Source organism: Nitrospirillum karajorum (genome assembly GCF_036348415.1).
GTDB classification, from domain to species: Bacteria; Pseudomonadota; Alphaproteobacteria; order Azospirillales; family Azospirillaceae; genus Nitrospirillum; species Nitrospirillum amazonense_B.
Map to the genome: position 1 here is coordinate 777,480 of NZ_JAZBQB010000001.1, position 12,278 is coordinate 789,757.

Consider the following 12,278-nt stretch of genomic DNA (forward strand, 5'->3'; position numbering starts at 1 on the left):
TCTTGGGGGCTTTTTGCGCATTACTGTTACCCAGCAAACGCGGTTGCCGACGGCGCCCGTCCTCGAACCAAAGCCACCTATCCAGATGGCAGTGCACAGGCCTAGGCAAATTGGATTAGACTGGGCGCCTTCGCATGCCCAGAACGGGCAGGTCGCGGGGCCGCCAAAGGCGCCCGGGAGACATGGTATGACCGCCCAGCACACGCGCCCGCGCGCCACCTTCGCTCCTCTGGCCCGCCTGGGCTTGCTGGCCGGCCTCTTCGTCCCCGGGATGGCGACTGCGCAGACCTACGCGCCGGGCTACTCCTCCAGCTGGTGGTCGCAACTGGGCCTGACCAACGCCATTGAGGTGGCGGCCACCGGCGGCAGCGGCATCACCATCGGCGTGGTCGATACCGGCCTGGTGGCGACCCAGGCGGACGTCGCGGGCCGCGTGTCCACCGCCTCCGCCTGCGCGGCGCGCACCTTCACCTGCCCCAAGGCCTATACCGACGACAACGGCCACGGCACCGCCACAGCCGCCATCGCCGCCGGTGCCGTCACCAGCTCGGGCGGCGGCATGGCCGGGATCGCGCCCAAGGCCACCATCCTGGCGGAAAAGGCGTTGAACGTCGGCGGCAGCGGCAGCGACGTGGATGTCGCCAACGGCATCATCAAGGCCGCCGACGCCGGCGCCCGGGTCATCAACCTGTCGCTGACCTATCTGCCCACCAGCGCCATCGTCTCCGCCATCAACTACGCGGCCGCCAAGGGGGCGGTGCTGGTGTACGCCGGCGGCAACTCCGCGACCGTGCTGAACGGCGGCGCCAACACCGGCGGCCTGTCCGCCGCCGCGCTGACCCACCTGGCCTTTGCCGGGTCGGTCAACGGCGCCAACAAGCTGTCCAGCTTTTCCAACACGCCCGGTGCCGGATCGGCCATCGCCGGCACCACGCGGGTCAGCTACGCCTCGCTCTGGCTGATGGCGCCAGGGGAAAGCATCGTCGCGCCCGGCATCCAGTATGGCAGCAACGCCCTGGCCTACTGGAGCGGCACCTCCATGGCGGCGCCCATGGTGTCCGGCGCCGTCGCCTTGCTGGAGGCGACGTGGCCCGTGCTGTACCGCAACGGCACCGCCACCGCCGTCCTGTTCGCTTCCGCCACCGACATGGGCACCAAGGGCGTGGACAGCACGTACGGCAACGGCCTTATGAACCTGACGGCGGCGTTCAAGCCGCTGGGAACGCTGTCGGTGGTGCAGGCCAACGGCAAGTCCCTGCCCGTCACCAGCCTGAGCGGCGCGCTGATCACCGGCGGCGCGCTGGGCGCGCTGAACAGCATCAGCGCCCAGTTGGCGGCCTATACCGCCTTCGACGGCTATCAGCGCAACTTCACCGTCAACCTCAGCGGCCTGATCGCCAAGCAGCCGGTGTCCGCGTCGTCCATCGTCGCGGCCCTGCCAGCGCCCATGGTGACGACCAGCAGCAGCAAGTTCGCCGATGGCGGTAGCCTGACGCTGGCCTATACCGGCGATGCCAGCGTTGGCGGCGCCAGCGCGCGGGCCTTCCCGGCCAGCCTGCCCCTGGCAGGGCGCGAGGGCTATGCCGGCCGCGACGGCTGGGCCCTGGCCTACAGCCAGGGTGGCCTGACGCTCGCCACCGGCAGGGGCTTCCCGGCCTCGGCATCCTTCGCGCAGGCGCTATGGGGCGGCGGCACAGCGGTGGCCGACGCCGCCGGCACCCTGGGCGTGTCGACCGCCCTCACCGGTTTAGCCCAGGGCGGCGGCTTCGCGGCCCTGGGGGCGGATCTGGACGGCTGGCTGGGCCGCGCCCTGGGCGGCGCGCGGCTGGCCGTCAGTTGGTCGGGCGCCTCGGCGCTGGACGGCACGGATCGCCGCGACCTGGGCGCCGACTGGAACCCCTGGCGTGGTCCGGTACTGACGGGGGCCGGCTGGGACCGCCGGGCCGACGCCGTGGCCGCCGGCCTGAACTGGACCCTGGCGCGGGGCTGGACCACCAGCCTGACCGCCAGCCTATTGGATGAACGCGACGGCCTGCTGGGCAGCCGGTATCGCGGCGGCGGCGTCCTAGGACTGGGCGACCACAACAACACTGTCTCGGTGGGTGTGGCGACCGCGATGACCCTGTGGCAGGGCGGCAGCCTGATGTTGGATGCCAGCCTGGCGCGCACCGGGGGGCGGACAACGCCCAGGGCGTGGTCAGCGGCATCGGCCCGCTGCTGTCCCGGTCCTACGGCCTGGCGCTGGCCCAGCGCGATGCCATCGCGGCGGGCGACAGCCTGACGGCCCTCTGGCGCCGGCCCCTGCGGGTGGTGGCCGGCAGCGCCACCCTGCTGATGACCAGCGTGGACGACCAGGGATACGCCACCACGGTGCCGACCCGGGTTTCCCTGCGACCGGACGGGGCGGAAACCGACATGGCCCTGACCTACGCGGCCCCCGTGGCCACCGGCCGCTGGGGCCAGGCCCTGACCCTGAACACCAGCTTGGAACTGCGCCAGGACGCCGGCAACATCCGGGGCCTGACCGATCATGTCGCCCGCGTCGGCCTCAACTTCCGGTTCTAGGGACGGGTTCGCCATTCCGGTCCTGTGAAATTCAGGTGTCAGGGTGACCGGGCGCACATCCGCCGCGCGTCCGCTCCGTATCTTGGCCGGCATTCCAACCTTGATCGGAGCGCACCCGATGTCGCTTTCCATGTACCAGGCGTCCGTGCCGGTGTTCCTGCGCCTGCTCGGCAACCTGTCGGCCATCCTGGAAAAGGCCCAGGCCCATGCCGAGGCCAAGAAGATCGACCCGTCGGTGTTCGTGAACGCCCGCCTCGCCCCCGACATGCACCCCCTGGCCCGCCAGATTCAGATCGCCAGCGATGCCGCCAAGGGCGCGGTCGCCCGCCTTGCCGGCATTGAAGTCCCCAGCTTCCCCGATACCGAAACCACCTTCGCCGACCTGCAGGCCCGTATCGCCAAGACGGTGGACTTCCTGAAGAGCGTGACCCCGGCCCAGGTCGACGGCAGTGAGGAGCGCACCGTCACCCTGAAGATCCGGGGCGAGGACATGCATTTCCCTGGCCAGGCCTTCCTGCTGTTCTTCGCCACGCCCAACTTCTATTTCCACGTCACCACCGCCTACGACATCCTGCGTCACAACGGCGTGGAGCTGGGCAAGATGGACTTCCTGGGCCGGTCGTAAACGACATCCAAGGATTCCTCAGCGGAAGGCGGCGTCCCCCGGGGCGCCGCCTTTTTCTGGCCGGGTTTCATGGGCAAGAGATTACTGCCATATTCTGTCAGTATACCCTGCCAGGCTCCTTCCGACACCAACCCCGGGAGGCCCCGAATGCTCACCTTCTTCCACTGCCCGCACACCCGTTCCTCCAGCATTCACTATCTGCTGGAGGAGTTGGGCGTGCCTTATGAAACCGAGATCATCGACATCCACGCCCAGGGGGGCGCCCCGGAAAGCTATCGCGCCGTCCAGCCGCACAAGAAGGTGCCGGCCATCCGCCACGCCACGGCCCAAGGCGATGTGGTGGTGACGGAACGCGCGGCCATCACCCTCTACCTTGCCGACGCCTTTCCGCAGGCGGGCCTGGCCCCCGCCCTGGACGATCCGCGCCGCGGCCCCTACCTGACCAGTGTCGTTTACGTCGACGCCGTGGCGGATCCCTGCCTGGTGGCGCACCTGAATCAATGGCAGTACGAGGGCAAGGGGGCGGCCTTCGGCACCTTCGCGGACATGGTGGCGACCATGGAACGCACCTTGACCACCCACGCTTACGCCGTCGGCGACCGCTTCACCGCCGCCGACACCCAGTGGGGCGTCATGCTGTACTGGGCCATGGATGTCATGGGCCTGTTCCAGGACAAGCCGATCTTCCGCGCCTATCTCAACCGTCTGGCCGACCGCCCGGCCTTCCAGCGCTTCGCAAAGGCTATGGCGGCGTGATCAAGGTGTTTCCCAGGGATTGAAAACAACGGCACCACTATGTCTCACGTCCTGGACGTTCCGGGTGACCAAGGTCAAACCGTACTCCAGCGCCGTGGCCGCCAACAACGTGTCGATAACGGGTGGTGGGTGGCCGGTTAGGCGTTTGACAGTACCGGCCGCCTTTCCCCATCGGCGCACCACCCCCTCTGTGACAGGTAACGTGCGTCCTTCGAAACGGGCGGTGAGCCCATCCCGGATTGTGCCGATACGGGAGCGACGGGGGTCATCTTCGGGCAGATTGTAAATGCCCTTCTCATATTCGCCCAAGGTTAGGACGCTGAGGAAAAGGCGATCCTCATCCACCTGCGACACCCAGTTCTTTACGGACGGCGCACCGTTGGGGTTGATCAGTGCCGCGACGACATTCGTGTCCAGCAACCAGCCCTTGGTCGTCAAAGGTCGATTTCCCGGCCGATATCCCGATCCCGCACCGGCTCCAGATCATCTCCGCCATAAAGACTTTCAAGAAACTGGACGAGGGGTTGCCGGGGAGGCTGTGGCGGCGTGAGCCGGGCAAGGTCTTCCATGGCGATCACCACCACCGGGTCCCGCCCCCGCGTGGTCACGGTCTGCGGCCCCTCGGTACGCGCACGCCGCACCACTTCGCTGAAACGCGCCTTTGCATCTTCCAGCTTCCAGGTGGTGCCAACGGTGCCGCTGATCTTGGCTTTACGGGTCATAGAATACCATCTGACTAGCTGACCAGATCATACCGGAAAGCCGTGGATCGCGCCATTATGATAGCCCTGCACGAGCACGGCCCAGCCGGCATGGGGGACCACCTCATCCGCCCGGGCCGCCAGCGGCATCACGGCGACGCAAAGGGCGGCGCAGGCCGCGAGCAGCCCCCTTGGAGTGAACCGGCGCATGGCGTCAGGGCTCGTTCTTGGGGTGGGCCTTGGCGGCACCCTCGTCCTTGAAGATGCCGAATTCCGGCGCGCCGCCCTGCTTCACCCGGATGCGGTACATGCCGCTGGTGTTGAAGCCCCAGGCCAGCGTGCCGTCGGGCGCGGCGGCGATGACGCCGCCGTCGCCGCCAAGGGCTGTCAGCCGGTGCTGAATGACCTCATCCACCGCCGCCTGCAGCTTCATATGCTTGTACTGCACCAGCGCGCAGATCTCGCGCGCCACCGTCAGGCGGATGAAATATTCGCCGGACCCGGTGGCGGAAACGGCGCAGGACTGGTTGGAGGCATAGGTGCCGGCACCAATGATGGGGCTGTCACCGATGCGGCCCGGCCGCTTGGCCGTCATGCCGCCGGTGGAGGTGGCGGCGGCCACGTTGCCCTGGGCGTCCACGGCCACGGCGCCCACGGTGCCGAAGCGATGGGCGTCCGCCGGCTCGAAATTCCGCAGGTCCAGCAGGGTGTGCTTGTCCGGTTCCGGCGGGGCGCCGACGGGGCGCGGCGGCACGGGCAGGCCCTTGTCCGTCAGCTCCTTCACCAGCGCCTGCCAGCGCCGCTCGGTGAAGAACCAGGCGGGGTCGGCCTGTTCCAGGCCCGCCTCCTTGGAAAAGGCGTCCGCCCCCTCGCCCGCCAGCATGACATGCGGCGTCTTTTCCATGACGGCGCGGGCCAGGCTGATGGGGTGGCGGGTATGGGTGACGGTGGCGACGGATCCCGCCTTCAGGGTGGCGCCATCCATGATGGCGGCGTCCATCTCGTTGCGGCCGGCGGCGGTGAAGACGGCACCCCGGCCGGCGTTGAACAGGGGATCATCCTCCAGCACCTTCACCGCGGCCTCGACCGCGTCCAGCGCTGTGCCGCCGGACTTCAGAACGGCGGTGCCGGCTTCCAGCGCTGCGGTCATGCCGGCCTGGTAGGCGGCCGCCGCCTCCGGCGTCAGCTTGGCGGGATCGACGGTGCCAGCGCCGCCGTGCAGTTCCAGCGCCCAGGGGTGCGCCTTCTCCGCCGCCAGGGCGGTGCCGCCCAGCAACGCCCAGCCCAGCGCCATACCCGCCAGCAGCCGTGCCCCGTTCGTCCCCATATGCCCCTCCGCCCAACGCCGTTTCGTTTGCCCGTCCCCAAGAGGGGGCTGACGATAGTCTCGCAAAACGGATAAAGGATAAAGACCCCGCCGTCGAAACGGTTAGCCGGTGGCCAGGCGGTCGCGCGCGCTCATGAACGGGCCCGTGGGTGGGCGGGCATCGGCGAAGGCGCCAAAGCCGATGGGCCGGGGCATGTTGACGTAGACGGCCTCCATCCCGCCCTGGCGGCGGTAGGTCTCATGCCAGAAGCCGGCCCCGCTGTCCTTGGCCAGGAACTCCCGCCACCACGTGCGGTGGGGTTCGCTGCGGGTGAAGCGCTCCAGGCTGTCCAAGTCGCGCCAGTATTGCCGCATGCCGATATGGCGCAGGCCGTAGATGATCTGCTCATGCGCCAGCAGGCCCTCGGGAAAGTCCCGGGCAATGCGGGTCAGGCCCCGGCCCAGGCGCATCAGGCCGAGAAGGCCGCGCAGGCTGTTCACATGAAAACCCAGGTAGATCACGACCAGGTCCGGATAGGCGCACAGGTCAACCGAGGCGCGGCGCTGTTGCATGGCACCCTCACGATGAAGTTTACTACGTAAACATACAGACCATTTACAGCGGGAATGTTTACAGTGTCAACAGAGAAGGCGGGCTATCATCACGGCAACCTGCGCGAAACCCTGGTGCGCACCGCCCTGACCCTGCTGGAGGAAAGCGGGGTGGAGGCGCTGAGCCTGCGCGCGGCGGCACGGGGTGCCGGCGTGTCGGCCATGGCGCCCTATCGCCATTTCGCCGACAAGGCCGCCCTGTTGGCGGCGGTGGCGGACCAGGGATATGCGGATTTGCGCGACCGGCTGGCCGAGGCGGACGCCCAGGCGGACCCGCGCCAGGCCCTGGTGGAACAGGGTATCGCCTACGTGCGCTTCGCCTGTGAGCGGCCGGCCCTGTTCCGCCTGATGTTGGGGGCGCCGGTCGCGGGCACGGCCTCCGGACCCACGCCCCCCGCCTCCATACAGGCCGGCCCAGAGAAAGCCAGCAGCGGCTATGACATCCTGTCCGCCCGGGTGGCCGGACTGGTCGCGGAGGACCGGCGCGATACCGCCGTGGTCGCGGCCTGGTCCCTGGTCCATGGCCTGGCCTGCCTGGCGGTGGATGGCCGCCTGCACGGCGTGCTTGGGGAGATGGGGGTGCCCGAGGCCCTGGCACGGCAGGTGACCAGCCTGTTCACCGCCGGCCTGGCTGCCGTGGCGCCACCGGCCCCGGACGCCTGAACCGGGACGCCTGAAGCCTGGACGCCTCAAGCCTGGACGGGGGCGTCCCCCACAGGCGATGATGCCGCCCCCAAGAACCGCCCTTGCAGATAGCGCCGCCCCCATGACCGCACCCTCCGCCCCGCCCAGCGCCACGGGCCCGGCCGCCGCCGGCTGGACCCAATGGCTGGACCGCCGCGTGCTGACGGTGCTGTTCCTGGGATTCGCCAGCGGCCTGCCCTATTTCCTGTTGTTCTCCACCCTGTCGGCCTGGCTGACGGAGGTGCATGTCAGCCGCACGGCCATTGGCCTGTTCGCCATGGTGCGCAGTCCCTTCACCTTCAAACCGTTGTGGGCGCCGCTGATCGACCGGCTGCCCCTGCCGGTGTTGACGCGCGTGCTGGGACAGCGGCGGGGCTGGGCCCTGGCCACGCAGGCGGCCCTGATGCTGGCCCTGCTGGCCATGGCGTCCAGCGACCCCGCCGCCAACCTCTATTGGCTGGCGGTGGCCACGGTCGCGACCTCCTTCGCTTCGGCCAGCCAGGACATCGTGCTCGACGCGCTGCGCATTGAACTGCTGCCGGAAACCTTACAGGCCCCCGGGGCCAGCGCCTATCTGGTGGGATATCGCCTGGGCATGATCGTGGCGGGGGCCGGCGCCCTCTATCTCTCCACCCTGATGCCCTGGTCCACCGTCTATACCGTCATGGCGGCGCTGGTCGCCATCGGCATGGTGGCCGTGGTGCTGGCGCCGGAGCCGGCGCGCCCGCCGGCGCCGCCGCACCAGCGCTTCGACGTCTGGGTGCAGGAGGCGGTGGTGGCGCCCTTCACCCACTTCGCCACACGGCGCGGCTGGCTGGCCATCCTGGTGTTCGTCGCCATCTACAAGCTGGGCGACGTCTATGTGAACGTGATGGCCACGAATTTCTATTTGAGCGAAGGCTACACCAAGGTGGAGATCGCGGCCGTCACCAAGATGCTGAGCATGGCCTGCGCCATCGCCGGCGCCGTCATCGGCGGCACCCTGGCCGCGCGCATCGGTCAGGTGCGGGGACTGTTCCTGTGCGGCACCTGCATGATCATCACCAACCTGATGTACGCCGTGCTGGCGACCCAGCCGCACAGCGTGGTCCTGCTGGGCCTGGTGGTGGGGCTGGAGTTCTTCGCCGGGGGTATGAGTGCCGCGGCCTTCACCGCCTTCCTTTCCCGCCTGTGCGACGCGGGCTTCACCGCCACGCAATACGCCCTGCTGTCCAGCCTGGCCACCCTGCCGCTGGACATCCTGTCGGGCGGCACCGGCTGGCTGGCGGATCATCTCAATTCCTGGCCGTTATATTTCACCGTCAGCGCCAGCCTGGGCGTTCCCGGCCTGCTGCTGCTGGCGTGGCTGGCACGGACGGCCGACATCCACCACCGCCCCGACGACATCGGGGCGGCGGATCAGGACGGGTCGCGCCCCGTGCCCGCGTGATCCGTCCGGGTGGGCGCCGCCTCCAGCGTCACCGCCCCCAGGTCGATGCCCCCCTCCCCGCCCTTGGTGGACAGCCTGACGCTGCCGCCCATCAGGCTGACGGTGTTGGCCACGCCGGCGGCGCCCAGGTTGCGATCCACCCCCGCCAGCAGGCCACGCAGATTGATGGGCCGGTCGGCATAGATCACCGGGTCCAGCACCTGGGTGCGCAGCACCAGGCGGCCGCTGGTCAGCGAGGCCAGCGGATCCACCTCCACCACCGCGCGGGCGGCGGTGATGGAGGGGCGGTCCGGCGTCAGGGGATTGGCCAGTCTGAGGTCATGCAGCACCAGGCGGGCGATGAAGCCGCGCCGCACTTCGGGATGGGCCCGGATCACCACGCCACTGGCGGGATCGTCGCTCAGGCGCGCCATGACGGTCTGCGCCCAGCCGGGCAGGTCCACCGCATACGGAAAGACCACCACCAGCACGACCGCCATCAGGATGAGGAACGTCACCAGGCGGAACAGCAGGCGGAAGGGGGCCGTGATCAGGGACAGCATGCGGGTTTGACGGCGTCCAGGCGGATAGGATGCGGCGGTGACTGTACCGGTGGTATCATAGCCCCGCCACCTGTTCTTGGCCGTGCCGATCTCCCCGCGCGGCAGAGATTGGCGCCTGACAAGAGCCGCGATGGTTCACGCATCGGACCCATGCCGAAAAATGCGCCATGGCCTTGGCCAAGCCCTTGACAGGCCCCCGTCAGGTGTCCTACATGACGGCCCTCACCAACGCCGGCCCGTCCGGCGGCGGTTTATGGCAGCGTAGCTCAGTGGTAGAGCAGGGGAATCATAATCCCTTGGTCGGGGGTTCAAATCCCTCCGCTGCTACCAATCCGGCGGTGTCCAACCCGCACCGGCCGCTTACACGAACCCCCGGGAAGACCTGCACGGCTCCCGGGGGTTTGTTGTTTCAGGACGCCCCGTATAGCCCTTACTGGCCCACGGTGTTGCCGACGGACGCCGGCTCTGGCGCCTCCCCATTCATCACCCGCACGAACAGCAGTTCGTCGCCCGCGCTGCTGGCCAGGGTCAGGGTGTCCACGTTGCGGCCGGGGTCCACCTCCCGGGTCAGGGTGGTGGCGTTGGCCAGGACGGCGAGATAGTCCTGCTCCAGCTTGGCGCGTTCCGGGGACAGGCAGGCCATGCGGGTGGTGGCGGCCGGCATCACCTGCAGATAGCCGCTGGCCAGCGTGTAGCCGCCACGGTAGCGGTTGCAGCCGGCGCTGCCCGACAGGATGTTGGCGGCGCCGTCACGGCTGAAGCGGATGCTGATGGGGCCGCCATTGCCGCCCGGCATCAGGGGATAGGCGGCGCCGTTGTTCTGCTCCCAATGCTGTAGTTCCCAGCCGGTGCCCGCCAAGTCCTCCGCCGAGACGTTGGACATGGGCTTGGGCATGGAACAGCCGGCTAAGGCCCAGGTTGCCAGACAGGCGATCACAACGGCACGCCGCATCCCTCATCCCTCCAGAATTTCCGGCAAGCCCTTGTTCCGCATGCCGAATGTGGTGTGATCACTATGCGCGCGCCGGGTCCCCCCTGGCGATACCTCCTTATGATTGAACCGACCGGCTAGGGGCCCTTGCCCTCTGGCCTAAGCGGGGCCGGGCCAGGCGGGGGCGTGGAACCGTCCTTTTGCCAGAACCAGGCGAACGCGCGGGCATATTCCGCCCCGGTTTCCGACGCGGCACCGGGCGTGACCGCCAGGCTGTGGTCGGCGCCGGCGACGCGGCGCAGGGTGACGTCCCGCCCATCGGCCAGCAGGGTGGCGGCCGTCAGTTCCAGGGACAGCAGCGGCGTCGCCTGATCCTCCGTCCCGCCCGCCAGGTAGACCCGCGCCTTGGCGTGGCGCAGTTCCTCTGTCGCCGACACCCGTAGGAAGGAACTCCACCGCCGATAGGGATGGCCCCAGACGAAGGCGGTGGCGTTGTCAGGGTCGGCATTGATGGCCCGCACCTGATCGGCCAGACCATCCAGGCCATCCCGGCCGACATGGGCCCAGCCACCGCCCAGATAGGCGAAGGCGACGATGTCGAACAGGGGGGTGGGGCCGCCGGCGCCGAAGGCCGCGACGTCGGTGATGGTGGCGTCGTGCCCCGCCAGCAGGGTGGCCATCACCGCCCCTTCGGAATGACCGAATGCCAGGGTGCGGGCGGGATCGACCCCGGGCTGCCGTCGCGCGTCCGCCAGCGCCGCCTGCAACGCGACCAGCCACCGTTCGGCCGTGAAGTCCCGGTTGAACTCGGCCGCACACCCTTCGGCGCCCGATGTCTTGGCCCCTAGTGGCAGGCCGGCGTACGGCTTTTCCACCGCCAGGACGGTGAAGCGGCCATCCTTCAGGGCGGCGCCCAGGGCGAAGAAGCTGGTGCTCTTCCGTCCATTCACCGCCCCTTCCCGGTCATGGAACAGCGCGGCGCAACCGGACCCCTGGATGATGACTGCAAGCGGACGGGGCGGCCCCTGGGCCACGGACAGGTAATAGGTGATGTCGCGGCCCAGCGGATCGGTGACATGATGTTCCAGCAGCGGCCATCCCGGCACCGGGACCCCAGCCGCCTGCCCCGTCAGCGCCCACCCCCAAAAGCCCAGCGCCATCAGCCCTATCCGCATTACCCATTCCCCGGTCGCGTTTCACCGAGGAGTGTAGGAACAAGGACCGCTACAATCCAGGCGCGATTGGTGACGGATCGGTAACGACCGCATGCGCCAGCCTGCTGATACCGCCCAGGCCCAGGCCGTCGGCGCGGCCGGCGAAGTACCAGGGGTTCAACTCCGCCGGTCCGACATCCCTGACCGTGCCAAAGCCGAGGGCGCGCAAATCCGCCGCCAGGGTTTCAGGGGTGAAGAAGCTGCGCCACGGCTCCCCCTCCGCCGCCGCTCGGTCCGCCATGGCCTGAAAGGCGGCGCGCTGTTTCTCACTCAGGGTGTCCGGTGGCAGGCTGTAGTCGAAAACGATGCCGCTGCCGAGAGGCAGGGCCGCGACGGCGCGCAGCGTGTCCAGGATGGCGTCGCGCGTGAGATAGATGGCCACCCCCAACCACGCGACGAAAGCCGGCCGGCTCCGGTCAAAGCCGGCGCGGGCCAGCCCCTCCGCCAAGGTGTCACGCTCGAAATCCACGCCGGCATAGTTGACACTGGATGGCGGCAGGATGCCCGCCACCGCCAGCGTGTCCCGCTTCCACGCCTGCGTCGCCGGGTGATCGACCTCGAACACCCGCAGATCGGGATAGGGATTGCGGTAGGCGAAGGTGTCGAGACCGGCGCCCAGCACCACGTACTGCCGCACGCCATCGGCGACGGCGGCGGCCAGCGTATCCTCGGCGAACCGGCTGCGGGCCACGACGGAGGCGCGCAGGAAGCGCACGGTGGGCGTGTTCAGCCGCGCCTCATCCGAGCGGATGCGCGCCTCGGCACCCGGCCCCAGGATGGGCAGGGCGACCGGATCAGCGAAAACCACCGGCCCGTCCATGATCTGGTGCGCCGCCCGCAAACCGGCGACGGCAAGGGCGGTGCGGCTGGGGCGTCCGGGATGCATAGGGCTTCCGCTCCGAAACGAGGGAAG

At 69.0% G+C, this 12,278-nt stretch carries 15 protein-coding genes and 1 tRNA gene; 7 read left to right on the top strand and 9 right to left on the bottom strand.

Going from position 1 to position 12,278, the window contains the following annotated elements; genetic code table 11:
- The first annotated feature begins 187 nt into the window (after window positions 1-187).
- The 4 genes from UCD39_RS03550 to UCD39_RS03565 all read left to right on the top strand — a co-directional run bounded on the left by UCD39_RS03550 (window position 188) and on the right by UCD39_RS03565 (window position 3,946).
- A complete protein-coding gene (locus UCD39_RS03550; RefSeq protein ID WP_330494716.1) occupies window positions 188-2,281 on the top strand; it encodes a S8 family serine peptidase in 2,094 nt (697 codons plus the stop codon).
- Window positions 2,194-2,565, top strand: coding sequence for a hypothetical protein (locus UCD39_RS03555; RefSeq protein WP_330494717.1), 372 nt, complete (start codon window positions 2,194-2,196; stop codon window positions 2,563-2,565). The genes UCD39_RS03550 and UCD39_RS03555 overlap by 88 nt, the downstream gene beginning before the upstream one ends.
- Before the next feature lie 118 nt (window positions 2,566-2,683).
- A complete protein-coding gene (locus UCD39_RS03560; protein ID WP_145732463.1) occupies window positions 2,684-3,190 on the top strand; it encodes a DUF1993 domain-containing protein in 507 nt (168 codons plus the stop codon).
- 147 nt (window positions 3,191-3,337) lie between these two features.
- Window positions 3,338-3,946 (top strand): glutathione S-transferase family protein, encoded by a 609-nt coding sequence (locus UCD39_RS03565; RefSeq protein ID WP_330494718.1) that lies wholly within the window; start codon window positions 3,338-3,340, stop codon window positions 3,944-3,946.
- Here UCD39_RS03565 and UCD39_RS03570 read toward each other — a convergent pair whose 3' ends face one another.
- From UCD39_RS03570 to UCD39_RS03590, 5 genes are all read right to left on the bottom strand, one after another.
- On the bottom strand, window positions 3,947-4,384 hold the full coding sequence (locus UCD39_RS03570) for a type II toxin-antitoxin system VapC family toxin (protein ID WP_330494719.1): 438 nt from the start codon (window positions 4,382-4,384) through the stop codon (window positions 3,947-3,949).
- Window positions 4,381-4,668: a type II toxin-antitoxin system Phd/YefM family antitoxin gene (locus UCD39_RS03575; RefSeq protein WP_330494720.1), complete on the bottom strand. Its 288-nt coding sequence runs from the start codon at window positions 4,666-4,668 to the stop codon at window positions 4,381-4,383. The genes UCD39_RS03570 and UCD39_RS03575 overlap by 4 nt, the downstream gene beginning before the upstream one ends.
- Window positions 4,669-4,695: 27 nt before the next feature.
- A complete protein-coding gene (locus UCD39_RS03580; RefSeq protein WP_330494721.1) occupies window positions 4,696-4,857 on the bottom strand; it encodes a hypothetical protein in 162 nt (53 codons plus the stop codon).
- Window positions 4,858-4,861: 4 nt separating this feature from the next.
- On the bottom strand, window positions 4,862-5,974 hold the full coding sequence (locus UCD39_RS03585) for an isoaspartyl peptidase/L-asparaginase family protein (protein WP_330494722.1): 1,113 nt from the start codon (window positions 5,972-5,974) through the stop codon (window positions 4,862-4,864).
- A 102-nt stretch (window positions 5,975-6,076) separates the two neighbouring features.
- Window positions 6,077-6,526: a phenylacetaldoxime dehydratase family protein gene (locus UCD39_RS03590; protein ID WP_330494723.1), complete on the bottom strand. Its 450-nt coding sequence runs from the start codon at window positions 6,524-6,526 to the stop codon at window positions 6,077-6,079.
- A 63-nt stretch (window positions 6,527-6,589) separates the two neighbouring features.
- Here UCD39_RS03590 and UCD39_RS03595 point away from each other — a divergent pair, with 63 nt between their 5' ends.
- Both UCD39_RS03595 and UCD39_RS03600 read left to right on the top strand, forming a co-directional pair.
- Window positions 6,590-7,228 (top strand): TetR/AcrR family transcriptional regulator, encoded by a 639-nt coding sequence (locus UCD39_RS03595; protein ID WP_330494724.1) that lies wholly within the window; start codon window positions 6,590-6,592, stop codon window positions 7,226-7,228.
- A 103-nt stretch (window positions 7,229-7,331) separates the two neighbouring features.
- Complete coding sequence (locus tag UCD39_RS03600; RefSeq protein ID WP_330494725.1) at window positions 7,332-8,678, top strand: AmpG family muropeptide MFS transporter; 1,347 nt, start codon at window positions 7,332-7,334, stop codon at window positions 8,676-8,678.
- Here UCD39_RS03600 and UCD39_RS03605 read toward each other — a convergent pair.
- Window positions 8,648-9,220, bottom strand: a complete 573-nt coding sequence (locus UCD39_RS03605; protein WP_330494726.1) for a hypothetical protein — start codon at window positions 9,218-9,220, stop codon at window positions 8,648-8,650. The genes UCD39_RS03600 and UCD39_RS03605 overlap by 31 nt on opposite strands.
- A gap of 255 nt (window positions 9,221-9,475) precedes the next feature.
- Between UCD39_RS03605 and UCD39_RS03610 the strand changes: the two genes are divergently transcribed.
- A tRNA-Met gene (locus UCD39_RS03610) sits at window positions 9,476-9,550 on the top strand.
- A gap of 100 nt (window positions 9,551-9,650) precedes the next feature.
- On the opposite strand, the gene UCD39_RS03615 is transcribed toward UCD39_RS03610, so the two are convergent.
- The 3 genes from UCD39_RS03615 to UCD39_RS03625 all read right to left on the bottom strand — a co-directional run bounded on the left by UCD39_RS03615 (window position 9,651) and on the right by UCD39_RS03625 (window position 12,251).
- Window positions 9,651-10,172 carry an META domain-containing protein gene (locus tag UCD39_RS03615; RefSeq protein ID WP_330494727.1) on the bottom strand — a complete coding sequence of 174 codons (522 nt, stop codon included), beginning with the start codon at window positions 10,170-10,172 and terminating at the stop codon, window positions 9,651-9,653.
- A gap of 116 nt (window positions 10,173-10,288) precedes the next feature.
- Window positions 10,289-11,311, bottom strand: coding sequence for an alpha/beta hydrolase family protein (locus UCD39_RS03620; RefSeq protein WP_330494728.1), 1,023 nt, complete (start codon window positions 11,309-11,311; stop codon window positions 10,289-10,291).
- 64 nt (window positions 11,312-11,375) lie between these two features.
- Window positions 11,376-12,251: a class I SAM-dependent methyltransferase gene (locus UCD39_RS03625; protein WP_330494729.1), complete on the bottom strand. Its 876-nt coding sequence runs from the start codon at window positions 12,249-12,251 to the stop codon at window positions 11,376-11,378.
- Window positions 12,252-12,278: the final 27 nt, after the last annotated feature.

Excerpts from the sequence above, each read along its gene's own strand:
- UCD39_RS03585 (WP_330494722.1), bottom strand. The coding sequence starts at position 5,974 with ATGGGGACGAACGGGGCACGGCTGCTGGCGGGTATGGCGCTGGGCTGG.
- UCD39_RS03590 (WP_330494723.1), bottom strand. The coding sequence starts at position 6,526 with ATGCAACAGCGCCGCGCCTCGGTTGACCTGTGCGCCTATCCGGACCTG.
- UCD39_RS03580 (WP_330494721.1), bottom strand. The coding sequence starts at position 4,857 with ATGCGCCGGTTCACTCCAAGGGGGCTGCTCGCGGCCTGCGCCGCCCTT.
- UCD39_RS03575 (WP_330494720.1), bottom strand. The coding sequence starts at position 4,668 with ATGACCCGTAAAGCCAAGATCAGCGGCACCGTTGGCACCACCTGGAAG.
- UCD39_RS03560 (WP_145732463.1), top strand. The coding sequence starts at position 2,684 with ATGTCGCTTTCCATGTACCAGGCGTCCGTGCCGGTGTTCCTGCGCCTG.
- UCD39_RS03550 (WP_330494716.1), top strand. The coding sequence starts at position 188 with ATGACCGCCCAGCACACGCGCCCGCGCGCCACCTTCGCTCCTCTGGCC.
- UCD39_RS03565 (WP_330494718.1), top strand. The coding sequence starts at position 3,338 with ATGCTCACCTTCTTCCACTGCCCGCACACCCGTTCCTCCAGCATTCAC.
- UCD39_RS03600 (WP_330494725.1), top strand. The coding sequence starts at position 7,332 with ATGACCGCACCCTCCGCCCCGCCCAGCGCCACGGGCCCGGCCGCCGCC.
- UCD39_RS03615 (WP_330494727.1), bottom strand. The coding sequence starts at position 10,172 with ATGCGGCGTGCCGTTGTGATCGCCTGTCTGGCAACCTGGGCCTTAGCC.
- UCD39_RS03605 (WP_330494726.1), bottom strand. The coding sequence starts at position 9,220 with ATGCTGTCCCTGATCACGGCCCCCTTCCGCCTGCTGTTCCGCCTGGTG.
- UCD39_RS03620 (WP_330494728.1), bottom strand. The coding sequence starts at position 11,311 with ATGGCGCTGGGCTTTTGGGGGTGGGCGCTGACGGGGCAGGCGGCTGGG.
- UCD39_RS03625 (WP_330494729.1), bottom strand. The coding sequence starts at position 12,251 with ATGCATCCCGGACGCCCCAGCCGCACCGCCCTTGCCGTCGCCGGTTTG.